The organism is Luteimonas sp. 9C, assembly GCF_902506295.1.
GTDB lineage: Bacteria > Pseudomonadota > Gammaproteobacteria > Xanthomonadales > Xanthomonadaceae > Luteimonas.
This window is the reverse complement of record NZ_LR733312.1, coordinates 911,616-935,013: the sequence shown is the minus strand read 5'-3', so window position 1 is coordinate 935,013 and position 23,398 is coordinate 911,616. Positions and strand designations below refer to the sequence as shown.

Here is a 23,398-nt window from a genome sequence, read left to right as displayed (position 1 = left end):
TCAGTGCAGCAGCACCGATACCCCGAAGCCACCACGCCAGTCGTCCTCGGCGTCCGCGAAGCCGCGCAGCACGGACACATCCAGCTGCACCGCGGTGGCAACGCGCCAGGTGATGCCGCTGCCCAGCGCGCGCGAGCGCTGCGACCCGGTGCCGACGCCCGCTTCCAGGTAGGCCTCCACGGTGGGCGTCGACAGCCACGTCCAGCTCGGCGAAGCGGTCCAGCCGGTGCCGTCCTCGTCGCGCGTGCCATTGACGTAGAACGCGAGATCACCGGTCGCGATGCTGACGCCGAGATCCTGTTGCGCGCGTCCGGCGCGGATGTCGGACGCGCCGGTCAGCACACCCTGCCGCGCGAGCACGGCCCACTGCGTGGTATCGTTGGAACCCGGAAGCACCCACTTCAGCGCGACACTGCTGTCGCCACCGCCGTGCACGCGCTCGCGTGCATTGGCGCTGCGCGTGCGTTCCCACACCCGGCTGTCGCTGCCGATCTGCAGCTCGAGATCTTCGGCAAGGCCCACGCGCAACAGACTCGCAGCGGCGTAGCGCGTGGTGCGCACGCCGTCGCTGTCGTCATGGCCGATGTCGGGAAGACCCTGCTCCCAGGCGACTTGCCCCGGTGCCAGCACCGACGGCGAGAAACCGATGCCGGGCCGGTCGAACGCGACTTCGGACGCGTCCTGGGCCTGCGCGGCCGCGCAGCCGAATGCAAGCAGACCGACTGCGCCTGCAAGCACCGCGACACGCATGGCCGCGGACGTGATCACCAGACGAGATCGTCCGGCACCTGGTACTTCGGATCGCTGTAGGGATCGTCCGCGGCGGGTGCGTCCGGATCGATCCGCAGCGCCACCGACGGCGCGAAGATCGCACCGGCTTCCGCCAGTACCGCAGCGGTCACCAGCAGGTAGCGGCCGTTGAGCTGCACCACGCCCAGTTCGCCGGCGTTGAGCGCCTTGAGCTGCGCCTCGTCGACGTGGATGCGCTTGATCTTGCCGCCGTATTCGAAGTGGCGGGCGATCTCGGCCTCCTTGATGTTGAGCGACTTGTCGGCCAGGAACACGTCGAGCTTGGCACGCGCCTCGCGGCGCAGCCGGGCCTCTTCCTGTTTCAGGCGTTCGGCCTCGATGCGCTCGTCTTTCTCGCGCTGGGCGCGGATGGCGAAGGCCTTGGCCAAGTCGATGTCCTCGCGCGGCGGGCGCTTGCCCTGGGGCGCGCCGCGTCGATCGTTCGGACGCGGCTTGCCGTCATGGCGCGGCGCGCCGCTGTTGCGGGCCTGCGGCCGCGCGGCGGCATCGCCACGTGGCGCGACAGCCTTGCCGTCGGCGGCACGGCCGCCAGGCCGCGGGTCACGACGGTCGTCCGGACGCGGACGGCGCTCGTCGCGACGGGGCTTGGGCGCGGCGGGCGCCGGCGCCTTGAATCCGAGGCCGAGCAGCTGGTCGCGGAGGGAATCGGTCATCGCTCTCGTACTCAGTAATGCGGGGGTGGCGGTTCTTCCGACGCATCGGGGAACTGCACGGTGCGCGCCTGGCGCAGGTCGTCCATCATCCGGCGCAGCAACCCGGTCTGGGCGCTGAGTTCGAGCCGCGCCTGTGCCAGCGCGTCGTTGAGCTCGCCGATGGTCTGTTCCTGGAACGCGAGCCGCGTTTCCAGTTCGGTGACGCGCGATTCCAGCGCGTCATGTCCGGTGTCGTTCATTGCGTTCTCGATCGACCGGCGCGCCGCACGGGGCGGCGCGCCGGCCAGGGTCTTACTTGACGATGTCCTGCAGCTCGACTTCGAACACCAGCGCCTGGTTCGGACCGATCGGACCCGAGCCCATCTCGCCGTAGCCCAGCGCCGCCGGGATCCACAGCTCGTACTTGCTGCCGACCGGCATCAGCTGCAGGCCTTCCTGCCAGCCCGGCACGACCTGGTTGAGCGCGAACTGCGCCGGCTCGCCGCGATCGATCGAGCTGTCGAAGGTCTCGCCGTTGAGCAGCGTGCCCTTGTAGTGCACGCGCACCGTGTCGTCCGGGCCCGGCTTGGCGCCGGTGCCTTCGGTGATCACGCGGTACTGCAGGCCCGACGCCGTGGTCTGCACGCCTTCACGCTTGCCGTTCTCGGCGAGGAACTTCTCGGCCTCGGCGGCATTGGTCTTGGCCTTTTCCTGCATCTCGGCGACCTGCTTGGCCTGCATGCGCTCGCCGAACTTCTGCATGATGCCCATGGCCTGCTCGTCGGAGATCTCGACGGCCTTGTCGTCCAGCGTTTCGCTGATCGCGCGCTGCAGCGTCTTGATGTCGATCTCGTCCTTGATCTGCTTGAGCTGCTCGCCCATCTGGTTGCCGATGATGTAGCTGATCTGCTCACGCTCGCCGTTGAGGCCGGCAATCTCGCCGCCTTCGGCCGGCGTTTGCGCTGCGGCGCCTTCGACCGGCTTGCCGGTGTCCTTGTCGATCGGCTTGCAGGCGATCATCGCCAGCGGCAGGACGGCGACGAGGCCGACGATGGCGAGGCGCTTGGTGTTCTTCATGCGGTCAAAACTCCGGGATGAGGGATCTAGAACGGACGGCCGCATGCGGCGGCCGGCGGGAGGTGGAGATCGGTCAGGCAAAGCGGATCAGAGGATGTCGATCAGTTCGACATCGAAAACGAGCGTCGAGTTCGCCGGAATGTTCGGCGGGCTGCCGCGCATGCCGTAGGCCAGCTCGCCGGGAATCCAGAACCGGTACTTGCCGCCGATCGGCATCAGCTGCAGGCCCTCGGTCCAGCCGGCGATGACCTGCCCCAGACTGAACTCGGCCGGCTCGCCGCGGCTGTAGGAGCTGTCGAACTCGGTGCCGTCGAGCAGCGTGCCGCGGTAGTGCACGCGGACGCGGTCGCTGGCACGCGGACGCGGACCCTGGCCCTGCTTCTCCACGGTGTACTGGATGCCGGACGCGGTCGCGAACACGCCCGGCTTGGCCCGGTTCGCGGTCATGAAGGCGATGCCGGCCTGGCGGTTGTCGTCGGCGGCGCGCGCGGTGCGCAGCTGGCTGCGCGTGATCATGCCCTGGCGCACCCGGGCGACCTCGTCGGCCGACAGCGACGGCGCCTTGCCGTCGATCGTGTCGCGCAGTCCGCGCATCAGGGGCGCGATCGCGATCTCCTCGCGCATCCCGGCCAGCGATCGGCCGACGTCGGCGCCCAGCATCTGCCCGACCCGGGCGCGGTCCACCGCGGGCGGTTCGCTGCCCGGCGGCATGCCCGGTACCGGGCGGCCGCCGCGCGCAGCGACGCGCTGGGCCAGCGCCTGGCCGATGCGCTGGGTCTCGGCCTGGTCCAGCGCGGGCGGCTGGCCGGCGAGCGCGGCCGTGACCGCCGCCTCGAACGCGGCCAGATCGAGATCCGGCGTGACCTGGGCCAGCTGCGCGGCCATGTCCATGCCGACGACGTAGCTGCTCTTGTCGCGATCGGTGCCTTCGGTGGCCACCGCCACCGTGGCGAGCGGGGCCAGCAGCAACGCGAGGACCACGGCACGCATGTGATTCAACATCCGCAGGAATCTCCAGCCCCGGAGGCGGGGCGATGCAGCCGGCTATTGTCGCGGCCGCGCGGCGGCGGAGCAATCACGCCCGCCGCAGGCTTCAGCGCGCGGCCGGCCTCGGCGCGGCGAGTGCCCGCTCGATCGCCGCCAGGATCTCCGGATCGTCGGGCTTGGTGCGGCTGCCCCACTGGCCCAGCACCCGGCCATCCCGGCCGACCAGATACTTGTGGAAATTCCACTGCGGCGCCTGGCCGGTGGCGGCCGCCAGCTGCTTGTACATGGGGGTGGCCTCGGGGCCGGTCACGTGCACCTTCTGGAACATCGGGAACTTCACGCCATAGGTCAGCGTGCAGAACTCCTGGATGGCCGCCTCGTCCTCGAATTCCTGCTCCCGGAAGTCGCCCGACGGAAAGCCCAGCACCGCGAACCCGCGCGGACGCAGGCGCGCGTGCATGGCCTCGAGGGCCTCGTATTGCGGGGTGAAGCCGCACTTGCTGGCGGTGTTGACGATCAGCACCACGTCGCCGCCGTAGGTGGCGCGCAGGTCCACCGTCTCGCGCACCGCGAGCTGCCGGAACTGGTGATCGAGCACGCCACCCGACGCCGCGGGCGCCTGCGCCCAGGCCGCACCGGCCACCAGCGCGAGTCCCGCCATCAGCGCCATGCGCTGGAACCACCGATTGCGACGCATGTTCGGCTCTCCTGCACGGGCGGTCACCCGTGCCATCAGTTGGGTAGAAATATTTGCGTGGCGCGTTGACACCTGCTGCGGTGGTGTTATAGTCACCTACAACACCTACCCACTAGAGCAGGACGGTCTTCATGAACCGCAGGCTCCACACCCCGATCATCGCATGCACCGCCCTCGCCCTGTTGCTCTCGGCGGGCCTGCTGTTCGCCGGACCGGCGCCGTCGGCCGGTGAGGTCGCGACGCCGCCCGCGTCCGTCGCCGCCAAGGCGCGCGCACAGGCCGAGCGGGCCGCGGCCGCGACCGACATCGACGCGGAGACCCCGCGCCCCCGCGCACGCCGTGCGCGCAGCGGTTTCGCCCTGCCGTACTTCTCGTTCGCGCGGGGCGCTGGTGGAAGGAGCTGAGGCCATGGCCAATATCGAATGGAGCGACGGCGCTCCCATCTACCGCCAGCTCAAGGAACGCGTCATCGCCATGATGCTCGACGGCGTCCTGAAGCCCGGCGATGCGCTGCCCTCGGTGCGCCAGGTGGCCGCCGACTACCAGCTCAACCCGATCACCGTCTCGCGCGCCTACCAGGAGCTCGCCGACGAGGCGCTGGTGGAGAAGCGCCGCGGCCTGGGCATGTTCGTCACCGAGGAAGCCTCGAAGAAGCTGCGCAGCAGCGAACGCGAGCGGTTCCTGACCGACGAATGGCCGCAGGTGGTGGAACGGATCGAACGCCTGGGGCTGTCGACCCGGGACCTGCTGCAGTCCATCGGCAATGGAGCCAACGAATGAACGCCGTCCTCGATACGCCCGTGATCACCGCGCGCAACCTCACCAAGACCTACAAGGGCGCGCGGGCGCTGGACGGCACCAGCTTCCAGATTCCCGCCGGCCGGATCGTCGGCCTGATCGGTCCCAATGGCGCCGGCAAGACGACCGCACTGAAGGCGCTGCTCGGACTGATCCGGTTCGACGGCGAGATGTCGGTGCTCGGACGCGACCCGCGCACCGAACGCGATGCGCTGATGAACGATGTCTGCTTCATCGCCGACGTCGCGGTGCTGCCGCGCTGGATGCGGGTGCGCGACGCGATCGATTTCGTCGAGGGCGTGCATCCCCGCTTCGACCGCGCCCGCTGCGAACGCTTCCTCGCTAACACCAAGCTCGGTCCGAAACAGCGCGTGCGGGAAATGTCCAAGGGCATGATCGTGCAGCTGCACCTGGCGCTGGTGATGGCGATCGACGCCAAGCTGCTGGTGCTCGACGAGCCGACGCTGGGCCTCGACATCCTGTACCGCAAGCAGTTCTACCAGCGCCTGCTGGAGGATTACTTCGACGAGCAGAAGACGATCATCGTCACCACGCATCAGGTCGAGGAGATCGAGCACATCCTCACCGACGTGCTGTTCATCCAGAACGGCAGGATCGTGCTGGACGCGCCGATGGACGATGTCGGCGAGCGCTTCGTCGAAGTGCTGGTCAACGCCGAACACCTCGACGCTGCCCGCGCCCATCGCCCGATCGACGAGCGCGCCCTGCCCTTCGGCAAGACCGTGATGCTGTTCGACAACGTGCCCGTTTCCACCCTGTCGACATACGGCGAAACCCGCACCCCGGGCCTGGCCGACCTGTTCGTGGCCACGATGAAAGGAGCCTACGCATGAATGCCGCCGCCGAATCCGTGGACACTCCGGTGCCGTCCCGGACGTTCGCCCCCACCCATCCGACCCGTCGTTTCCGCCTGCTGCTGCGGCGCGAATACTGGGAGCACCGCGGTGGCATCTTCTGGGCGCCGATGATCGCGGGCGGCGTGTCGCTGCTGCTGTCGGTCGGCCTGCTGATCGCCGGCATCGCGTTCGCCCACAAGGCGGTCGCCGAGGGCAACCTGGTCCAGCACAACGGCGTGACCATCAACGGTCTGGATCTGGGCACGCTCGCCCAGCAGCTGACCAGTGACGATCTCTACCAGCTGTCGGAGGGCCTCACCTACACCCTGGCCCTGTCCGCGACCTGGCCGTTCCTGGTGATGATCTTCGTGGCGTTCTTCTACTGTCTCGGCGCGCTCTACGACGATCGGCGCGACCGCAGCGTGCTGTTCTGGAAATCGCTGCCGATTTCCGACACGTCGACGGTGCTGTCGAAGGTCGTGACCGCGACGCTGGTGATCCCGCTGTTCGCCACCGTATTCGCGATTCTCATCATGTTCGCGTTCCTGGTCGCGCTGAGCATCGCCGCGGCCGCCCATGGGGCCAATCCATTCCCGCTGCTCTGGGGCAATGGCGCGGTCTTCCTGCTGGGTGGTCATTTCCTGGCGGCGATTCCGGTCTACGCGGCGTGGATGTTCCCGACCGTCGGCTGGCTGCTGCTGTGCTCGGCCTGGGCCAAGAGCAAGCCCTTCCTGTGGGCACTGCTGATTCCGCTGGCGCTGGGCGTCGCGACGTCGATGACCGGCCTGCTGCAGGTGATCGGTCTGGACCGTCACTGGCTCTGGGGCAACGTGATCTCGCGGATGCTGCTGGGCACTGTGCCCGTGACCCACCGCGATCTGAGCCTGATGCAGTCCGGCGCCCTGCCGACCAGCGAACTCTTCTCGATCTCGGGTCTCTACAGCAACTTCGCCGCGCCCTCGATGTGGATCGGCCTCATCGCCGGCGCCGTGATGATCGTGATCGCCATCCGCCTGCGCCGCTGGCGCGAGGAAGGCTGAGCCCGCCCTTCGCTTCCCGCCATCGCCTGATTCCGGAGACCCTCCATGAACGCTGCAGCCGTCACCGCATTCGCCCTTGCCCTGTGTCTGCCGATGGCTGCATGGCCGGCGCCGCCGGAGTCCGGCGGCGTGCGCGAGGAGATCCGCCGGGATCTGGAAGATGCCAGGCGCGACATCCGCACCGATCTCGCCAGGGCGCGCGCCGAACTCGAAACCGACAATCTCGATGTGACCCACAGCCTGCAGGCCAATGGCGATGCGCGCCGCGACCGCAAGGCGAAGACGGCCCCGGCGCTGCCGAAGGCCGAGATCACCCCGCGCGGCGATTTCCTCATCGACGGCGAGGCCGTCGCCATCGACAGCGCCCAGCGGCGCCAGTTGCTCGCCTACCGCGGCATGGTCATCGAGGTCGCGAAGGCCGGCATCGACATCGGCGAGGTCAGCGCGCTGGCGGCCGTGGATTCGGTCGACCGCGGTGTGTTCTCACTGATGGTCGGCGCGATGACCGGCAGCCTGGAGCGGCGCATCGAGCGGACCGTCCGCGACACCGTCGGCCCCGGCGTGATGCTGATCTGCGACCGCATGCCCGCGCTGCGCGAGGCGCAGCAGCAACTGGCGAGCGACCTGCCGGCATTCCGCCCCTACGCGCGCCTGGAAGCGCAGGACGCGGACAGCTGCCGCAACGAGGTCCGCCGCGAGTTCGCCGGGCGCTGAGGCCGGTCGCGTCCGACGGCTCGCGCAGGAGCCTCGATTCAGGTTAGCGTCAGCCACCACGCACACGCCCGGCCTCTGCAATGCCGCAGACCGGACACCTCGCCAGGGAGTCTCCGCCATGACGCACGCTGTTTCCGCTCGTCCGCTGCTCGCCACGCTCATTGCCGCCACGCTCGCATGGCCGCTCGCGGCGCAGGCCGAAGACGGCCCGCAGTGCCGCCACAGCCAGCCGCGCGATCTGGCCCTGCAGCTCGACGGCGTGCGGACGGTGCGGTTCGAGATCGGCAACAGCCGGTTGCGCATCGAAGGTGCCGAGCGTCCCGACGCGACCCTGCGTGGTCGTGCCTGCGCATCGAGCGACGCCATGCTCGCCTCGCTGGTTCTCGAGCAGGCGCGCGAGGGGGAGACGCTGACCGTCACCCTGCGCCGCACGTCGAATTCGACCGGCTGGATGGGCAACCAGTACGCCTACCTGGACCTTTCCGGCCAGGTGCCCGCGAACGCCCTGGTCCAGACCGTCGTCGGTTCCGGCGATGCCTGGGTGACCGGCGTGTCCGCCGCGAGCGCCGACGTCGGCTCCGGCGATGCCGAACTGCGCCGCATCCAGGGCCGCGCCACCGCCAAGGTCGGCTCGGGCGACATCACGGTCGAAGACGCCGGTGAGCTGAAGGTGCTCTCGATCGGCTCGGGCGACGTCGAGGCCCGCGGCATCCGCGGCCCCGTCGAAGTCGGCAGCATCGGCTCGGGCGACTTCAAGCTCGCCGGCGCCGGCGGCGACGTCCGCATCGGCAGCCTCGGCTCGGGCGACATCGACCTGCGCGACGTGCAGGGCAACGTGCGTGTCGGCTCGATCGGCTCGGGCGATGTCGATGTCCGCGCGATCGGCGGCGATTTCGAAGTGGCCGCCAAGGGCAGCGGCGAGGTCTCGCACCGCGACGTGCGCGGCGCCGTCAGCGTGCCCAGCCGGCGTTGAATCCTCTACAGATCCGGAGTCCGACCATGAAGATCCTGCCCTCCCGTGCCCGCCCCCCGGTCCTGCTGCTCGCCTGCGCCGGGGCGCTGACCGCCTGTGGTCGCGACGATGCGCCGCCTGCGTCCGCAGACCGCGATGCCACGACAGCACCGGCCGAGGAAGGTTTCGTGGCCCGCACCACCCGGCGCGCACTGGAAACCGCGCGCCGGGATCTGGCCGAGAACAACATCAGCATCGGCGGCACCGGTGCCAGCGGCCTGAACATCAACGGGTTCCGCTTCGGCGGCGACGACAGCCGCACGTCCGGGCTACCGAAGGCCGAGATCAGCCCGGCGGGCGATTTACTGGTCGATGGCAAGACGATCGAGATCGACGGCGCGCAACGCGAGCTGCTGCTGGCGCATCGCAGCAACATCATTGCGATCGCGGACGCCGGCATCACGATCGGCATCCAAGGCGCACAGCTCGGCGCGGAAGCCGCCAAGGGTGCGATCGCCAGCGCGCTGTCGGGCAAGTCCGCGGAGTTCGAGCAGCGCATGGAAGCCGAGGGCGCGAAGATCGAAGCCGAGGCAGACAAGCTGTGCGACCGCCTGCCGGCCCTGCTCGCCTCGCAACAGGCGCTCGCGGCTGCGCTGCCCGCCTTCGAACCCTACGCAAGGATGGACGCGACCGACGTCGAGAACTGCCGCAAGGACACCGTCGTCCATCGCGACGATGCAGCTGCGGAAGCGGATGCGGCAGCGGCGCCGGCCTCGAACTGACGCTGGCACTCGACGCCCGCTGCATCGAAACAGAAAAGACCGGCCATTGGCCGGTCTTTTCTGTTGGAACACTCGAAGACTCAGCCGCCGCCGCTGGCGCTTGCGTGGATGCCGCCCTTGGTCAGTTCCGCGGGATCGAGCAGGGTCGCGAGTTCCGCATCCGACAGGCCGCTGTCCTCGCGCGCGATGTCGAGCACGGGGCGCTGTTCCTTGTAGGCGCGCTTGGCGATCGCGGCCGCCTTCTCGTAACCGATGATCGGGTTGAGCGCGGTGACCAGGATCGGGTTGCGCGCGAGCGCGGCATCCACGTTGTCCTTGCGGACCTTGAGCCCTGCGATCGCGTCGTCGGCGAGCAGCCGCATCACGTTGGACAGCAGCTGGATCGACTCGAGCAGATTTGCCGCGATCAGCGGCAGCGCGACGTTGAGCTGGAAATTGCCGGTCTGCCCGGCGATGGTGATCGCCGCGTGGTGGCCGATGACCTGCGCGCACACCATCACCGTCGCTTCGGGAATCACCGGATTGACCTTGCCCGGCATGATCGAGCTGCCCGGCTGCAGCGCCGGCAGTTCGATTTCGCCGAGCCCGCCGAGCGGCCCGGAGTTCATCCAGCGCAGGTCGTTGGAAATCTTGATCAGCGCGACCGCGAGCGCATTGAGCTGGCCGGACAGTTCGACCGCGTCGTCCTGGCTGGCGATGCCCTCGAACTTGTCGTCGGCCGCATCGAAACTGGTGCGGGTCAACGCCGAGAGCGCACGCGTGACCTTCCTGCCGAACTGCGGATGCGCATTGATGCCGGTGCCGATCGCGGTGCCGCCGATCGGCAGGCGGCGCAGGCGCTTGAGCGTATCGCTCAGACGCGCTTCCGCCGATGCCAGCTGCGACGACCATGCGCCGAACTCCTGCGCGAAGGTCAGCGGCATCGCATCCATCAGATGCGTGCGGCCCGTCTTGACCACCTTGCCGAGCGCGCGGCCGCGCTTGTCGATCGTGCGGCGCAGATGCTTGATCGCCGGCAACAGGTCCTCGACGACGGCGAGCTGTGCCGACACGCGGATCGCGGTCGGCACCACGTCGTTCGAGCTCTGGCCCAGATTGACGTGATCGTTGGGATGCACCTTGCGCGTCGCGGTCGAGGCCAGCGTCGCGATGACCTCGTTGGCATTCATGTTCGACGAGGTGCCGGAGCCGGTCTGGTAGATGTCGACCGGAAACTGGGCGTCGTGCGCCCCGTCGGCGACTTCGAGCGCCGCGGCGCGGATCGCCTTGCCGGACTTCTCCGGCAACAGCCCGAGGCCCGCATTGACCTCGGCGGCGGCCGCCTTGACCAGACCCAGCGCACGGATGAAGCCACGCGGCATCGGACGGCCCGAGATCGGGAAGTTCTGGACTGCGCGCTGGGTCTGTGCGCCCCACAGGGCGTCGGCGGGCACCTGCAGCTCGCCCATGCTGTCGTGTTCGGTACGGAACGCTTTCGCGTCGCGGGTCTTGCGCATCGATTCGGCTCCAGGAGGGGACTGACTCGGCTGGCACGGTCGCTGGCGTCGTGACCGCAGGATACGCGAGGGCCGTACAGGCTAAAATGACGGCTTCGCCCGCTGCGCCCCACGCCCGCCATGTCCGACACCCAGAAGACCGAAGCCGCCCTGCTCGCCCTGTCGCCGCTCGACGGCCGCTACGCCACGAAGGTCGATGCGCTGCGTCCGATCTTTTCGGAATACGGCCTGATCCGGGCCCGCGTACGGGTGGAGATCGAATGGCTGCTGGCGTTGGGCGACGAGCCGGGCATCGTCGAACTGCCCGCGTTCGGCGACGCGCATCGCGCGACACTGCAGGCGCTCGCGGACGATTTCTCGCCGGCCGACGCCGCGCGGGTCAAGGCGATCGAGCGCACCACCAACCACGACGTCAAGGCGGTCGAGTACTTCATCAAGGAACGGCTGCAGGGCGATGCGGCGCTCGCGCCGGCGCTGGAGTTCGTGCATTTCGCCTGCACCAGCGAGGACATCAACAACCTCGCCTACGCGCTGATGCTCAGCAAGGCGCGCCAGCAGGTGCTGCTGCCGACGCTCGACACCGTCATCGCCACGCTGCAGACGATGGCCCACGATCACGCCGCGCTGCCGCTGCTCTCGCGCACCCATGGCCAGACCGCATCGCCGTCGACCGTGGGCAAGGAGATCGCCAACGTGGTGGCGCGCCTGCGCCGCCAGGCCGAGCAGCTGGCCGCGGTGCCGTTGACCGGCAAGATCAACGGCGCGGTGGGCAACTACAACGCGCACGTGGTCGCCTATCCCGACGTCGACTGGCCGGCCTTCGCGCAGCGCTTCGTCGAATCGCTGGGCATCGAGTTCAATCCCTACACGACCCAGATCGAGCCGCACGACTGCGTGGCCGAGATCAGCGACGTGCACAAGCGCATCAATACGATCGGCGTCGATCTGTGCCGCGACATCTGGGGCTACATCTCGCTGGGCTACTTCAAGCAGGCCTTGAAGGAAGGCGAAGTCGGCAGCTCGACGATGCCGCACAAGGTCAACCCGATCGACTTCGAGAACGCCGAAGGCAACTTCGGCATCGCCAACGCGCTGTTCGAGCATTTCGCCGCGAAGCTGCCGATCAGCCGCTGGCAGCGCGACCTGACCGATTCGACCGTGCTGCGCGCGCTGGGCACCGCGTTCGGCCACACCCTGATCGCACTCGATGCACTGCAGCGCGGCCTGGGCAAGCTCAGCGTCAATCCCGAGCGTCTCGCTGCCGATCTCGACGCTTCGTGGGAAGTGCTGGCCGAAGCCGTGCAGACGGTGATGCGCCGCCACGGCCTGCCCAACCCCTACGAACAGCTCAAGGCGCTGACCCGCGGCCAGGGCATCACCGCCGAGTCGATGCGCCGCTTCGTCGACGGCCTCGACCTGCCGGCCGACGACAAGGCGCGCCTGCGCGATCTGGTGCCCGGCGGCTACACCGGCCTGGCCGAACAGCTCGCGCGCACGATCTGACCCACGGCACCGGGACCCGACATGGACCTGCTGGTCAATCTCGATGTCCCGGATCTGCAGCGCGCCGAGCGCGTGTACCGCGAGGCCTTCGGTCTCCAGACCGGCAGACGGTTCGGCGCGTCCGTCGTCGAACTGACGGGGCTGTCGGTGCGGCTGTATCTGCTGCACAAGGCCGCCGGCAGCATCGGCGCCGGTCACATGCCGCGCGACTACACGCGTCACTGGTGCCCGGTGCATCTGGATGTCGTGGTCGAGGATGTCGACGCCGCACTGGCGCGCGCCGAGCACGCCGGATTCGTGCGCGAGGGCCCGGTGCGGGACGAGGCCTTCGGTCGCATCGTCCAGCTCGCCGATCCGTTCGGACATGGCTGGTGCCTGCTCGCCTTCAGTGCGCGCGGCTATGACGCGGTAGCGACGTCCGGCTAGCTCGCTTCCGGCCTGATCGTCTTGTCGGTGCGCCTCGACATGATGCGCATCGCACCTGCATCACGCGGTGCCGGCCGGTCGCGTTGCCAACGCCCGTCCCGTCGAGCCCGATCCGGTTTTCGCGTAGGCTCCCCGCCCATGAGCAAAGCCCCCCTCCCCTTCGAAATCGACGCCCGCGCATCCGCCGGCGATGGCCCGCTGGGCATGCCGGCCGCGCGGTTCCTGCGCGACTACTGGCAGAAGCGCCCGCTGCTGATCCGCAACGCGTTCCCGGATTTCGAGACGCCGCTGCAGCCTGAGGACCTGGCGGGCCTGGCCTGCGAGGAAGTGGCGCTGTCGCGACTGATCCGCCACGACCGCAGCCGCGACGGCTGGCAGGTCGAGACCGGCCCGTTCGACGAAGCGCTGTTCCCCGGACTCGGCGACCGCGACTGGACACTGCTGGTGCAGGACGTCGACAAGTGGGATGCCGATGTCGCCGCGCTGCTGCCGCATTTCGCGTTCCTGCCGCGCTGGCGCATCGACGACATCATGGTCAGCTTCGCCGCGACCGGCGGCTCGGTCGGCGCGCACGTCGACCAGTACGACGTCTTCCTGCTGCAGGGTCAGGGCCATCGGCGCTGGCAGATCGACGCCTCGGACGCGATGGGCCGTGGCGTGCCGCCGCAGGATTTCCGCGACGATGTCGAGCTCCGGTTGCTGCGCGAGTTCACGCCGACCCACGAGTGGGTGCTCGGCCCCGGCGACATGCTGTATCTGCCGCCGACGGTGCCGCACCACGGCGTGGCCGAAGATCCCTGCCTGACGTTCTCGGTGGGCATGCGCGCGCCGTCGGTCAGCGAGCTGATGGGCGACTACATCGACACGCTGGCCGCCGACGCCGACGAATCGATGCGCTACCACGACGAGACCCTGCAGCCGCCCGCCGATCCGAACGAGATCGACGCCGCCGCGATGGCGCGCGTGGTCGAAGCGCTCAACGTGATGCGCATGCAGGACCCGGATCGTCTCGGCGACTGGTTCGGCAGCTTCATCACCGGCTACCGCAATGCGCAGCAGGTGGTGTCCGCAGGTGACGCGCCGCCGCGCATCGAACTCGAATGGCTGCTCGCGCAGGGCCAGGCGGTGCTGCACCGCAATCCCTTCACCCGGATGGCCTGGCGCCGGGCGGCGAGCGGCGCGCGCCTGTTCGTGTCGGGCACCGCGTGGCCGCTGTCGCCGCGGGATGCGCGCACGCTGGCTGCCGAGCCGCGTCTCGATGGACGCGCGTACGCGGCCCTGTCGGGCGCGGGTCGCGACACGGTGCTCGATCTGCTGGCCGAGGGCCATTACACCCTGCTGGACGCAGACGACGCATGAGCGCGGCGGCGCCGTACCGGGTCGCCATCGTCACCGATGCCGGTGACCTGGCAGCGGCGCACGCCGTCCGCACCGCCGTGTTCGTCGACGAACAGGGCGTCCCGCCCGAGCTCGAACGCGATGCGCTCGATACGCTCAGCCGGCACGTGCTGGCGACTGCCAGCGACGGCAGCCCGATCGGCGCCGGACGCATCGCCCCGGATGGCCGCATCGGCCGGCTCGCGGTCCGCAGCGACTGGCGCGGTCGCGGCGTCGGCGAGGCCATGCTGCGGACGCTGCTCGACGCCGCCCGCGACGCCGGCCTGCGCGAGACCTATCTGCACGCCCAGCTCCAGGCGATGGCGCTCTACGCCCGCGCCGGCTTCGTCGCCGAAGGCCCGCGCTACGAGGAAGCCGGCATCGCCCATCGCACGATGCGTCGTGTCGCCGGCGCGACGTTCCCAGTCGAGGACCTCGAGACCGCGATCGATGCAACGGTGACCCTGGTCGCCGCCGCGCGGCGTTCGGTCTGGCTGCGGACGCGCGATCTCGATCCCGGTCTCTACGACCATCCCGATGTCCTGGCCGCACTGCGTGGGCTGGCGACCGCGCGGCGCGGGGTCCAGATCCAGGTGCTGCTGCAGGATCCGGCGACCCTGCAGCGGCGGGGTTCCGCGTTGCTGGCACTGGCGCAGCGACTGAGCAGCGCCTTCGTGTTCCGCGCGGTGGACGATCCGGTGGACCGCGAGTTCGCCGGCGCGTTCCTGGTCAACGACGCCGGCGGCTTCCACGTCCGTCCGCTCGGCCACCGCGTCGACGGCGAGGTGGCCACCGACCTGCCCGGGCGCGCGCGCCAGCTGGCGCAGCAGTTCGCGCCGGTGTGGGAACGTTCACGCATCTGCGGCGAGTTTCGCGCGCTGGGCATCTGAGCCGTTTGCGCGGTCCCGCGTGCGCGGGGCGCGGCCGGAACGCCCCCGTTGTGCCCGTCGCGGCGCGCCTCGATGGTGCACCGCGGCGAACGACCCGCGTATACTCTCCGGCGTCGTTTCGCGCCAGATCCCGCCTGTTTTCCGGAGATCGCTCCGGGTCCGGCCCTGCCTCCCTCCAAACGAGCCCGAATTCCCCGACGTGGACAGTCTCCTGAAGCAGTTTGCGCAGTCCTCCCAGTTCGGCGCCAATGCCGCCTTTATCGAAGACCTGTACGAGCAGTACCTCGTCGATCCCGACAGTGTCGGTTCGGACTGGAAGCGCTGGTTCGATGCTTTCAAGGGTCGTGAAGCCGGTGATGTTCCCCATTCCGCCGTGGTGTCGGCCGTGGCCGAAGCCGGTCGCAAGGCGCTCCGCGGCGTGGTCGAGTCGACGTCCGGCGGTACCGGCGACGAACGCGAGCGCCATGTCGGTCGCCTGATCACGGCCTACCGCTCGCGCGGCCATCTGGGCGCCAAGCTCGATCCGCTGGATCTGGCCCCGCCGCTCAATCCGCCGGATCTGGGCCTGCCCTTCCACCAGCTCACCGATGCCGACCTCGACGACGAGTTCAGCACCGGCGGCGTGGCCGGTCAGCCGCGGATGAAGCTGCGCGACCTGCTCGCGCTGCTCAAGACCACCTACTCCAGCCAGATCGGCGCGGAGTTCATGCACATCCCGGACTTCGAACAGCGCAGCTGGCTCTACCAGCGCCTCGAAGCCGCGGGTGGCCGTTTCGCGCGCAGCGAGACGGAGAAGAAGCGCATCCTCGAACGGCTGACCGCGGCCGAGGGTCTCGAGCGCTACCTGCACACCAAGTACGTCGGCCAGAAGCGCTTCTCGCTCGAAGGCGGCGACGCGCTGATTCCGCTGCTCGACAGCGTGATCCAGCGCGCCGGCAAGGAAGGCGTCAAGGACATCGTGATCGGCATGGCCCATCGCGGCCGTCTCAACGTGCTGGTCAACACGCTCGGCAAGAACCCGCGCAAGCTGTTCGACGAGTTCGAAGGCAAGTTCGACCACCACGACACCGATCGCGCGCACACCGGCGACGTGAAGTACCACATGGGTTTCTCGGCCGATCTGGCGACGCCCGGCGGCCCGGTCCATCTGGCGCTGGCGTTCAATCCGTCGCACCTGGAAATCGTCAACCCGGTGGTCGCCGGCAGCGTGCGTTCGCGCCAGCACCGTCGACGCGACACCGAGCGCAAGGTCGTGCTGCCGGTGCTGCTGCACGGCGACGCGGCGTTCGCCGGCCAGGGCGTCAACATGGAGCTGTTCCAGATGTCGCAGGCCCGCGGGTTCGCGGTCGGCGGCACGGTCCACGTGGTCATCAACAACCAGGTCGGCTTCACCACCAGCGATCTGCAGGACGCGCGTTCCACGCTCTACTGCACCGACGTCGCCAAGATGGTCGGCGCGCCGATCCTGCACGTGAACGCGGACGATCCCGAAGCCGTGGTCTATTGCGCCGAGCTGGCCTACGACTTCCGCCAGCAGTTCGGCAAGGACGTCGTGATCGATCTCGTGTGCTACCGCCGCCACGGCCACAACGAGGCCGACGAGCCGGCGGCGACGCAGCCGCTGATGTACCAGATCATCCGCAAGCACCAGACCCCGCGCGAACTCTACACCGCGAAGCTCGTGGCCGATGGCGTGCTGGGCGAAGCGGACGCCAAGGCGATCGTCGACGGCTACCGCAACAAGCTCGACGCCGGTGAAGTGACGGTCGAGCTGGCCGATGCCAAGCCGAGCGACTACGAGCTGACGATCGACTGGGATCCCTATCTCGCCGGCCGCCTGACCGACACGCTCGATACGACCGTGTCCGTCGACAAGCTCAAGGCGCTGGCGACGCAGATCACCACCCTGCCCGAGTCCCTGACCCTGCAGGCGCGCGTCGCCAAGATCTACGACGACCGCCGCAAGATGGCGCGCGGCGAACAGGCCGGCGACTGGGGCTTTGCCGAAAACCTCGCCTACGCCACCCTGCTCGATGCCGGCCATCGCCTGCGCCTGGTGGGCCAGGACAGCGGTCGCGGCACGTTCTTCCATCGCCATGCGGTGCTGCACGACCAGAAGAGCGGCGAGAACTACATGCCGCTGCGCGAACTGGTGCAGAACCCGGAAGACGCCACGATCATCGACTCGCTCCTCAGCGAGGAAGCGGTCATGGCGTTTGAGTACGGGTACGCCTCTTCGGAGCCGGGCACGCTGTGCATCTGGGAGGGCCAGTTCGGCGACTTCGCCAACGGCGCCCAGGTGGTGATCGACCAGTTCCTGTCGTCGGGCGAAGCCAAGTGGGATCGTCTCTGCGGCCTGGCGCTGTTCCTGCCGCACGGTTACGAGGGCCAGGGCCCCGAGCACAGTTCGGCGCGCCTCGAGCGCTTCCTGCAGCTGTGCGCGATGGAGAACATGATGGTCTGCGTGCCGACCACACCGGCGCAGGCGTTCCACATGATCCGTCGCCAGCTGTGCATGACCACGCGCAAGCCGCTGGTGGTCATGACGCCGAAGTCGCTGCTGCGCCACAAGCTGGCCGTGTCCTCGCTCGAGGAACTGGCCGACGGCGAATTCCAGCACCTGATCCCCGACCACGAGGCCGACCCGAAGAAGGTGACCCGCGTGGTCGCGTGTTCGGGCAAGGTCTACTACGACCTGCTGGAGGAAGCCCGCAAGCAGGCGCTCGACAACGTCGCCCTGCTCCGCGTGGAACAGCTGTACCCGTTCCCGCGCGCATTGCTGGCCGCCGAGCTCAAGCGCTTCCCGAAGGCCACCGAGGTGGTCTGGTGCCAGGAAGAGCCGCAGAACCAGGGCGCTTGGTACCAGATCAAGCACCACCTCGAGTTCTGTTCCGGGCCCAAGCAGTCGGTGCACTACGCCGGTCGCGCACGCTCGCCCTCGCCCGCGGTCGGTCATTTCAACGACCACGTCGCCGAGCAGCAGCAGCTGATCGCCGATGCGCTGGTCAACGATCTCGCCGGCAAGGTGCTCGCCGAGTAATCCGGCGCGCACTCCGCTCACCCATTTCCCACATTCAACGCTTTTCCAGGAAGCCACATGGCCACTGAAATCAAAGTCCCGGTCCTGCCCGAATCCGTTTCCGACGCGACCATCGCCACCTGGCACAAGAAGGCCGGCGATGCGGTCAAGCGCGACGAGAACCTCGTCGATCTGGAAACCGACAAGGTCGTCCTCGAAGTGCCGTCGACCGTCGACGGCGTGCTGAAGGAGATCAAGTTCGAGGAAGGCGCGACGGTCAACAGCGCGCAGGTCATCGCGATCATCGAGGAAGGGGCCGCCGCCGAAGCGCCGCCCGCCGAATCGGGCGCCAAGGACAAGGAGGCGCCGGCCGCCGGTGCCGAGGAAGTGCAGCCGAAGTCGCAGGCCAAGCAGGCCGACGACAAGGCGCCGTCCTCGACCAAGCCGCAGACGTCGTCGGGCAAGAACGACGGCCTGCCGCCGGGCGCGCGCTTCACTGCCGAGAGCAAGGGCATCGACGCCTCGCAGGTCGAAGGCACCGGCCGTCGCGGCGCGGTGACCAAGGAAGACCTGCTGAACTACGCCTCGGGCAAGACCCCCGGCGTGTCCGGCGGCGCGCGTCCGGAAGAGCGCGTGCCGATGACCCGCATCCGCAAGACCATCGCGGCGCGCCTGATGCAGTCGAAAGAATCGATCGCGATGCTGACCTCGTTCAACGAGGTCAACCTGGGCAAGGTGATGGCGCTGCGCAAGGAACTGGGCGAACAGTTCCAGAAGGACCACGGCATCAAGCTCGGCTTCATGAGCTTCTTCGCCAAGGCCGCCGCCAACGCGCTGGCCAAGTATCCGGTGGTCAATGCCTCGGTCGACGGCAACGACATCATCTATCACGGCTACGCCGACATCTCGGTCGCCATCTCGACCGATCGCGGTCTGGTGACGCCGGTGCTGCGCAACGTCGAGCGTCAGGGCTTCGCCGAGATCGAGCAGGGCATCGCCGACTACGCCAAGAAGGCGCGCGACGGCAAGCTGGGCCTGGACGATCTGCAGGGCGGCACGTTCACGATCACCAACGGCGGCACCTTCGGCTCGCTGATGTCGACGCCGATCGTCAATCCGCCGCAGTCGGCGATCCTCGGCATGCACGCCATCAAGGAGCGCGCCATCGTCGAGAACGGCCAGGTCATCGCCGCGCCGATGATGTACCTGGCGCTGTCCTACGACCACCGCATCATCGACGGCAAGGACGCGGTGCTGTTCCTGGTCGACATCAAGAACCAGCTGGAAAACCCGCACCGCATGCTGCTCGGCATGTGATGCGCCGCGACCCCCTCCACGGAGGGGGTTCGCACTTGTGGCGCCCGCGCCGCACCCCCACATTCGCCGCATCGGCACCCTGCCCGTCCCGGCAGGCATCGAAAGAAGGAATTCCCCCATGGCTGAACAATTCGACGTCGTCGTCATCGGTGCCGGCCCGGCCGGTTACCACGCTGCCATTCGCGCTGCGCAGCTCGGCAAGACCGTCGCCTGCATCGACGCCGCGCTGGGCAAGGACGGCAAGCCGGCGCTGGGCGGTACCTGCCTGCGCGTGGGCTGCATCCCGTCGAAGGCGCTGCTCGATTCCTCGCGCCAGTTCTGGAACATGGGCCACATCTTTGGCGACCATGGCATCAGCTTCAAGGACGCGAAGATCGACGTCGAAGCGATGATCGGCCGCAAGGACAAGATCGTGAAGCAGTTCACCGGCGGCATCGCGATGCTGTTCAAGGCGAACAAGGTGACGCCGTACTACGGCTTCGCCACGCTGCACGCCGACCGTGTGGTCAAGGTCGCGCAGCACGATGGCACGCAGGTCGAACTGACCGGCGCCAACGTCATCATCGCGGCCGGTTCGGATTCGATCGAACTGCCGTTCGCGAAGTTCGACGGCGACACCATCGTCGACAACGTCGGCGGTCTGGACTTCACCGAGGTACCGAAGCGCCTGGCCGTCATCGGCGCCGGCGTGATCGGTCTCGAGCTCGGCAGCGTGTGGAAGCGTCTCGGCGCCGAGGTCACGATCCTCGAAGCCCTGCCCGACTTCCTCGCGCTTGCGGACGCCGAAGTGGGCAAGGTCGCGTTGAAGGAATTCCGGAAGCAGGGCCTCGACATCAAGCTGGGCGCCAAGGTCTCGAAGACCGAAATCACCGGCAAGGGCAAGAAGAAGGAAGTCGTCGTCAGCTATACCGACAAGGACGGCGAGCAGACCCTGACGGTGGACAAGCTGCTGGTCGCCGTGGGCCGCAAGGCCGCGAGCAAGGGCCTGCTGGCCGACGATTCGGGCGTGAAGCTGACCGACCGTGGCCAGATCGAAGTCGACGCGCACTGCCACACTGGTGTGGATGGCGTGTGGGCGGTCGGTGACTGCGTGCGCGGGCCCATGCTGGCGCACAAGGGTTTCGAGGAAGGCATCGCGGTCGCCGAACTCATTGCCGGTCTGCCGGGCCACGTCAATTTCGACACGATTCCGTGGGTCATCTACACCGAGCCGGAACTGGCCTGGGTCGGCAAGACCGAGCAGCAGCTCAAGGACGAAGGCATCCCGTACAAGGCAGGCAGCTTCCCGTTCGCCGCCAACGGCCGCGCGGTCGCGATGATCGAGGCGACCGGCTTCGTGAAGGTGCTCGCGCACGCCGAGACCGATCGCGTGCTGGGCATGCATCTCGTCGGCGCCAATGTCTCCGAGCTCGTGCACGAAGGCGTGCTGACGATGGAGTTCAGCGGCTCGGCCGACGACCTCGCCCGCATCTGCCATGCGCATCCCTCGCTGTCGGAAGTGGTGCACGACGCGGCGATGGCGGTCGACAAGCGGTCGATCCATAAAGCCAATTGATCGAACGATGGGATCGGGGATGCGGGATCGGCGCTGACAGAGCGCCATCCCGCGATCCGACCGATCCCGAAAGTGGACGCCGGGCATCGCCCGGCGTTCGCATTTCCAAATCCCCAATCCCGAGTGTCGAATCCCGATGAAAAGCGTCTGCGTCTATTGCGGCTCCAATGCCGGCAGCAAGCCCGTCTACGCCGAGCGCGCGATGGCGCTGGGCGACCGCCTCGCCAGGGACGGGCTGCGCCTGGTCTACGGCGGCGGCAACGTCGGGTTGATGGGCACCGTGGCCAACGCCGTGCTCGATGCCGGCGGCCAGGTCACGGGTGTGATCCCCAAGCAGCTCGCCGACTGGGAGGTCGCGCACCGCGGCCTGACCGAACTCGAAATCGTCGATTCCATGCACGCCCGCAAGATGCGCATGTTCGAACTCGCCGACGGCTTCGTGACCCTGCCCGGCGGCTTCGGCACCATGGAAGAGATCTTCGAGATGCTGACCTGGCGCCAGCTCGGCATCGGCAACAAGCCCTGCGCCTTCCTCGATGTCGATGGCTTCTATGCACCGTTGATCGGCATGATCGACCGGATGGTCGAGGAGCGCTTCCTGCACCCCGACCAGCGTGCGGACCTTTGGTACGGCAGCGACATCGGCGAGATGCTCGCGTGGATGCAGGCCTACGAGCCCGCGCAGGCGAGCAAGTGGATCGACGAGAAGCGGCGCAGTGTCCTGAAGTGAGGGCGTGCGCGGCGGAGTGAGCGCGTGCGGTGTGTGCCATCGGGCATCCGGGACTGCGTCATTCCATTCTTCGAGTATCTCGTCTGGTTCGTAACGCACTACCTGATGGCGGCCGCAATCGTCCACGGGAAGCGCATGAAGGCGTTGCGGCGCGTGTGGAAGCCCCAGCTGATCGAGTCGACCAGTCCCGACGCGCACGACCTGTATCCTGACCTCGTCTGAGACCACCGAGGTTCCAAGGATGTCCCTGCCCGCCCAGTTCGACGCCTTCCGTATCCACAACGACGACGCCGGTTACCGCAGCGGCATCGAGCAGATCGCGCTCGACGATCTGGCCGACGGCGAGATCGACATCGCGGTCGCGCATTCGTCGGTGAACTTCAAGGACGCGCTCGCGGGCACCGGCAAGGGCAAGATCCTGCGGCGCTTTCCGCTGGTCGGCGGCATCGACGTGGCCGGCCATGTCGTCGCCTCGCGCGATCCCGCGTTCAAGGAAGGCGATGCGGTGCTCGTCACCGGCAGCGGCCTGTCGGAAACGCGCGACGGTGGCTACGCGCAGTACGCGCGCATCGAATCGCAGTGGGCGATTCCGCTGCCGCAGGGCCTGAGCCTGCGCGAGAGCATGATCCTCGGGACCGCCGGGTTCACCGCCGCGCTCGCCCTGCTGCGCATGCACGAGAACCGGCAGACGCCGGCGCTCGGTCCGCTCGCCGTCACGGGCGCGACGGGCGGCGTCGGGTCGCTCGCGGTCGACATCTTCAGCAGCGCGGGCTTCGAGGTGCACGCGGTCAGCGGCAAACCCGAGCACGTGGACTATCTGAAGTCGATCGGCGCATCCGACGTGCTGGGTCGCGATGCACTCGGCACCACACGCCCGATGGAATCCGCGCGCTTCGGTGGCGGCCTCGACAACGTCGGCGGCCCGATGCTGGTCAGCCTGCTCGCGCAGACCGTGCCCTACGGCAACGTGGCGAGTGCGGGGCTCGCGGCCAGCGCCGATCTCGGGGCGACGGTGATGCCTTTCATCATCCGCGGCGTCTCGCTGTTGGGCGTCGCGTCGGCGGGCACCCTGCGCGATGTGCGCGACGCGGTCTGGCAGCATCTGGCCAGCGACTGGAAGCCGCGCCATCTCGATACGATCTGCACGCGCGAAGTCGGCCTGTCGGAATTGCCGGCCGTGTTCGACACGATGCTCGCCGGCGGCGCGTTCGGGCGGACGCTCGTCACGCTTTGATATCGCCTGCGCACGCGCGCGCTGAATGCGCGGCTAGAATCGCAGACGTCTTATCAGGGGGAATCCATGGCACGTATTTTGATCGTCGACGACTCGCCGTCGCAGTTGATGGGCATCCGGCGGATCGTGGAAAAGCTGGGCCATGAGGCGCTGACCGCAGAGGATGGACAGGCCGGCGTCGACGCGGCCAAGCGCGAGCTGCCGGATCTGATCCTGATGGACGTGGTGATGCCGAACCTCAACGGCTTCCAGGCCACGCGTTCGATCACCCGCGAACCGACGACCGCGCACATTCCGGTCATCCTGGTCACCACGAAAGACCAGGACACCGACCGCGTCTGGGGCATGCGCCAGGGCGCCAAGGCCTATCTCACCAAGCCCTTCAGCGAAGTCGAGCTGCTCGAGGCGATCCGCAAGACCATCGGCGGCGACGCGACGCCTGCTGCCTGAGCCGCGGCGCCGGAGCCCCGGCGCCACGTGCGTCCTGGCGGGTCTGCGTGCACTG

25 protein-coding genes are annotated in these 23,398 nt (G+C 68.4%); 18 read left to right on the top strand and 7 right to left on the bottom strand.

Annotation, left to right across the window (positions count from 1 at the left end; all coding sequences use genetic code 11):
* From CURTO8I2_RS04035 to CURTO8I2_RS04010, 6 genes are all read right to left on the bottom strand, one after another.
* Complete coding sequence (locus CURTO8I2_RS04035; protein ID WP_236550996.1) at positions 1-768, bottom strand: transporter; 768 nt, start codon at positions 766-768, stop codon at positions 1-3.
* Positions 765-1,463 (bottom strand): DUF2058 family protein, encoded by a 699-nt coding sequence (locus CURTO8I2_RS04030; protein ID WP_159678868.1) that lies wholly within the window; start codon positions 1,461-1,463, stop codon positions 765-767. Before CURTO8I2_RS04030 ends, CURTO8I2_RS04035 begins: the two co-directional genes overlap by 4 nt.
* An 11-nt stretch (positions 1,464-1,474) precedes the next feature.
* Positions 1,475-1,702, bottom strand: coding sequence for a SlyX family protein (locus tag CURTO8I2_RS04025; RefSeq protein WP_159678866.1), 228 nt, complete (start codon positions 1,700-1,702; stop codon positions 1,475-1,477).
* A 52-nt stretch (positions 1,703-1,754) separates the two neighbouring features.
* Positions 1,755-2,519 (bottom strand): FKBP-type peptidyl-prolyl cis-trans isomerase, encoded by a 765-nt coding sequence (locus CURTO8I2_RS04020; RefSeq protein ID WP_159678864.1) that lies wholly within the window; start codon positions 2,517-2,519, stop codon positions 1,755-1,757.
* An 87-nt stretch (positions 2,520-2,606) separates the two neighbouring features.
* Entirely contained in the window at positions 2,607-3,509 is a 903-nt protein-coding gene (locus tag CURTO8I2_RS04015) for an FKBP-type peptidyl-prolyl cis-trans isomerase (RefSeq protein WP_159678862.1), read from the bottom strand.
* A gap of 103 nt (positions 3,510-3,612) precedes the next feature.
* The gene (locus CURTO8I2_RS04010; protein WP_159681542.1) at positions 3,613-4,176 is read right to left on the bottom strand and encodes a glutathione peroxidase; all 564 of its coding nucleotides are present in this window, start codon (positions 4,174-4,176) and stop codon (positions 3,613-3,615) included.
* Positions 4,177-4,334: 158 nt separating this feature from the next.
* On the opposite strand from CURTO8I2_RS04010, the gene CURTO8I2_RS04005 reads away from it, so the two are divergent.
* The 7 genes from CURTO8I2_RS04005 (at position 4,335) to CURTO8I2_RS03975 (ending at position 9,346) form a co-directional block, all read left to right on the top strand.
* Positions 4,335-4,607: a hypothetical protein gene (locus tag CURTO8I2_RS04005; protein ID WP_159678860.1), complete on the top strand. Its 273-nt coding sequence runs from the start codon at positions 4,335-4,337 to the stop codon at positions 4,605-4,607.
* 4 nt (positions 4,608-4,611) lie between these two features.
* On the top strand, positions 4,612-4,983 hold the full coding sequence (locus CURTO8I2_RS04000; protein ID WP_159678859.1) for a GntR family transcriptional regulator: 372 nt from the start codon (positions 4,612-4,614) through the stop codon (positions 4,981-4,983).
* Positions 4,980-5,855, top strand: a complete 876-nt coding sequence (locus tag CURTO8I2_RS03995; protein ID WP_159678857.1) for an ABC transporter ATP-binding protein — start codon at positions 4,980-4,982, stop codon at positions 5,853-5,855. Before CURTO8I2_RS04000 ends, CURTO8I2_RS03995 begins: the two co-directional genes overlap by 4 nt.
* Positions 5,852-6,898 (top strand): hypothetical protein, encoded by a 1,047-nt coding sequence (locus tag CURTO8I2_RS03990; protein WP_236550995.1) that lies wholly within the window; start codon positions 5,852-5,854, stop codon positions 6,896-6,898. The genes CURTO8I2_RS03995 and CURTO8I2_RS03990 overlap by 4 nt, the downstream gene beginning before the upstream one ends.
* Positions 6,899-6,943: 45 nt before the next feature.
* Positions 6,944-7,612 (top strand): hypothetical protein, encoded by a 669-nt coding sequence (locus tag CURTO8I2_RS03985; RefSeq protein WP_159678855.1) that lies wholly within the window; start codon positions 6,944-6,946, stop codon positions 7,610-7,612.
* A 118-nt stretch (positions 7,613-7,730) separates the two neighbouring features.
* Positions 7,731-8,585, top strand: coding sequence for a DUF2807 domain-containing protein (locus CURTO8I2_RS03980; protein WP_159678854.1), 855 nt, complete (start codon positions 7,731-7,733; stop codon positions 8,583-8,585).
* A 26-nt stretch (positions 8,586-8,611) separates the two neighbouring features.
* A complete protein-coding gene (locus CURTO8I2_RS03975) occupies positions 8,612-9,346 on the top strand; it encodes a hypothetical protein (protein ID WP_159678852.1) in 735 nt (244 codons plus the stop codon).
* 80 nt (positions 9,347-9,426) lie between these two features.
* Here CURTO8I2_RS03975 and CURTO8I2_RS03970 read toward each other — a convergent pair whose 3' ends face one another.
* A complete protein-coding gene (locus CURTO8I2_RS03970; protein ID WP_159678851.1) occupies positions 9,427-10,842 on the bottom strand; it encodes a class II fumarate hydratase in 1,416 nt (471 codons plus the stop codon).
* A gap of 120 nt (positions 10,843-10,962) precedes the next feature.
* On the opposite strand from CURTO8I2_RS03970, the gene purB reads away from it, so the two are divergent.
* The 11 genes from purB (at position 10,963) to pilH (ending at position 23,343) form a co-directional block, all read left to right on the top strand.
* Positions 10,963-12,345: an adenylosuccinate lyase gene (gene purB / locus CURTO8I2_RS03965; protein WP_159678849.1), complete on the top strand. Its 1,383-nt coding sequence runs from the start codon at positions 10,963-10,965 to the stop codon at positions 12,343-12,345.
* A 21-nt stretch (positions 12,346-12,366) separates the two neighbouring features.
* Positions 12,367-12,771 (top strand): VOC family protein, encoded by a 405-nt coding sequence (locus CURTO8I2_RS03960; protein WP_159678848.1) that lies wholly within the window; start codon positions 12,367-12,369, stop codon positions 12,769-12,771.
* A gap of 138 nt (positions 12,772-12,909) precedes the next feature.
* Positions 12,910-14,130, top strand: a complete 1,221-nt coding sequence (locus tag CURTO8I2_RS03955) for a cupin domain-containing protein (RefSeq protein WP_159678846.1) — start codon at positions 12,910-12,912, stop codon at positions 14,128-14,130.
* The gene (locus tag CURTO8I2_RS03950; protein WP_159678845.1) at positions 14,127-15,038 is read left to right on the top strand and encodes a GNAT family N-acetyltransferase; all 912 of its coding nucleotides are present in this window, start codon (positions 14,127-14,129) and stop codon (positions 15,036-15,038) included. Before CURTO8I2_RS03955 ends, CURTO8I2_RS03950 begins: the two co-directional genes overlap by 4 nt.
* A gap of 199 nt (positions 15,039-15,237) precedes the next feature.
* Entirely contained in the window at positions 15,238-18,078 is a 2,841-nt protein-coding gene (locus tag CURTO8I2_RS03945; RefSeq protein ID WP_159678843.1) for a 2-oxoglutarate dehydrogenase E1 component, read from the top strand.
* Between the two features lie 57 nt (positions 18,079-18,135).
* Positions 18,136-19,374 carry a dihydrolipoyllysine-residue succinyltransferase gene (gene sucB / locus CURTO8I2_RS03940; RefSeq protein ID WP_159678842.1) on the top strand — a complete coding sequence of 413 codons (1,239 nt, stop codon included), beginning with the start codon at positions 18,136-18,138 and terminating at the stop codon, positions 19,372-19,374.
* Between the two features lie 118 nt (positions 19,375-19,492).
* Positions 19,493-20,929, top strand: coding sequence for a dihydrolipoyl dehydrogenase (lpdA, locus tag CURTO8I2_RS03935; protein WP_159678840.1), 1,437 nt, complete (start codon positions 19,493-19,495; stop codon positions 20,927-20,929).
* 136 nt (positions 20,930-21,065) lie between these two features.
* Positions 21,066-21,659, top strand: coding sequence for a TIGR00730 family Rossman fold protein (locus tag CURTO8I2_RS03930; protein ID WP_159678839.1), 594 nt, complete (start codon positions 21,066-21,068; stop codon positions 21,657-21,659).
* 24 nt (positions 21,660-21,683) lie between these two features.
* A complete protein-coding gene (locus CURTO8I2_RS03925; protein ID WP_159678837.1) occupies positions 21,684-21,881 on the top strand; it encodes a hypothetical protein in 198 nt (65 codons plus the stop codon).
* Positions 21,882-21,900: 19 nt separating this feature from the next.
* On the top strand, positions 21,901-22,893 hold the full coding sequence (locus tag CURTO8I2_RS03920) for a YhdH/YhfP family quinone oxidoreductase (RefSeq protein ID WP_159678836.1): 993 nt from the start codon (positions 21,901-21,903) through the stop codon (positions 22,891-22,893).
* A 66-nt stretch (positions 22,894-22,959) separates the two neighbouring features.
* A complete protein-coding gene (gene pilH / locus CURTO8I2_RS03915; protein WP_159678835.1) occupies positions 22,960-23,343 on the top strand; it encodes a twitching motility response regulator PilH in 384 nt (127 codons plus the stop codon).
* The last annotated feature ends 55 nt before the right edge of the window (positions 23,344-23,398 follow it).

Excerpts from the sequence above, each read along its gene's own strand:
- CURTO8I2_RS04030 (WP_159678868.1), bottom strand. The coding sequence starts at position 1,463 with ATGACCGATTCCCTCCGCGACCAGCTGCTCGGCCTCGGATTCAAGGCG.
- CURTO8I2_RS04025 (WP_159678866.1), bottom strand. The coding sequence starts at position 1,702 with ATGAACGACACCGGACATGACGCGCTGGAATCGCGCGTCACCGAACTG.
- CURTO8I2_RS04020 (WP_159678864.1), bottom strand. The coding sequence starts at position 2,519 with ATGAAGAACACCAAGCGCCTCGCCATCGTCGGCCTCGTCGCCGTCCTG.
- CURTO8I2_RS04015 (WP_159678862.1), bottom strand. The coding sequence starts at position 3,509 with ATGCGTGCCGTGGTCCTCGCGTTGCTGCTGGCCCCGCTCGCCACGGTG.
- CURTO8I2_RS04010 (WP_159681542.1), bottom strand. The coding sequence starts at position 4,176 with ATGGCGCTGATGGCGGGACTCGCGCTGGTGGCCGGTGCGGCCTGGGCG.
- CURTO8I2_RS04005 (WP_159678860.1), top strand. The coding sequence starts at position 4,335 with ATGAACCGCAGGCTCCACACCCCGATCATCGCATGCACCGCCCTCGCC.
- CURTO8I2_RS04000 (WP_159678859.1), top strand. The coding sequence starts at position 4,612 with ATGGCCAATATCGAATGGAGCGACGGCGCTCCCATCTACCGCCAGCTC.
- CURTO8I2_RS03995 (WP_159678857.1), top strand. The coding sequence starts at position 4,980 with ATGAACGCCGTCCTCGATACGCCCGTGATCACCGCGCGCAACCTCACC.
- CURTO8I2_RS03990 (WP_236550995.1), top strand. The coding sequence starts at position 5,852 with ATGAATGCCGCCGCCGAATCCGTGGACACTCCGGTGCCGTCCCGGACG.
- CURTO8I2_RS03985 (WP_159678855.1), top strand. The coding sequence starts at position 6,944 with ATGAACGCTGCAGCCGTCACCGCATTCGCCCTTGCCCTGTGTCTGCCG.
- CURTO8I2_RS03980 (WP_159678854.1), top strand. The coding sequence starts at position 7,731 with ATGACGCACGCTGTTTCCGCTCGTCCGCTGCTCGCCACGCTCATTGCC.
- CURTO8I2_RS03975 (WP_159678852.1), top strand. The coding sequence starts at position 8,612 with ATGAAGATCCTGCCCTCCCGTGCCCGCCCCCCGGTCCTGCTGCTCGCC.
- CURTO8I2_RS03970 (WP_159678851.1), bottom strand. The coding sequence starts at position 10,842 with ATGCGCAAGACCCGCGACGCGAAAGCGTTCCGTACCGAACACGACAGC.
- purB (WP_159678849.1), top strand. The coding sequence starts at position 10,963 with ATGTCCGACACCCAGAAGACCGAAGCCGCCCTGCTCGCCCTGTCGCCG.
- CURTO8I2_RS03960 (WP_159678848.1), top strand. The coding sequence starts at position 12,367 with ATGGACCTGCTGGTCAATCTCGATGTCCCGGATCTGCAGCGCGCCGAG.
- CURTO8I2_RS03955 (WP_159678846.1), top strand. The coding sequence starts at position 12,910 with ATGAGCAAAGCCCCCCTCCCCTTCGAAATCGACGCCCGCGCATCCGCC.
- CURTO8I2_RS03950 (WP_159678845.1), top strand. The coding sequence starts at position 14,127 with ATGAGCGCGGCGGCGCCGTACCGGGTCGCCATCGTCACCGATGCCGGT.
- sucB (WP_159678842.1), top strand. The coding sequence starts at position 18,136 with ATGGCCACTGAAATCAAAGTCCCGGTCCTGCCCGAATCCGTTTCCGAC.
- lpdA (WP_159678840.1), top strand. The coding sequence starts at position 19,493 with ATGGCTGAACAATTCGACGTCGTCGTCATCGGTGCCGGCCCGGCCGGT.
- CURTO8I2_RS03930 (WP_159678839.1), top strand. The coding sequence starts at position 21,066 with ATGAAAAGCGTCTGCGTCTATTGCGGCTCCAATGCCGGCAGCAAGCCC.
- CURTO8I2_RS03920 (WP_159678836.1), top strand. The coding sequence starts at position 21,901 with ATGTCCCTGCCCGCCCAGTTCGACGCCTTCCGTATCCACAACGACGAC.
- pilH (WP_159678835.1), top strand. The coding sequence starts at position 22,960 with ATGGCACGTATTTTGATCGTCGACGACTCGCCGTCGCAGTTGATGGGC.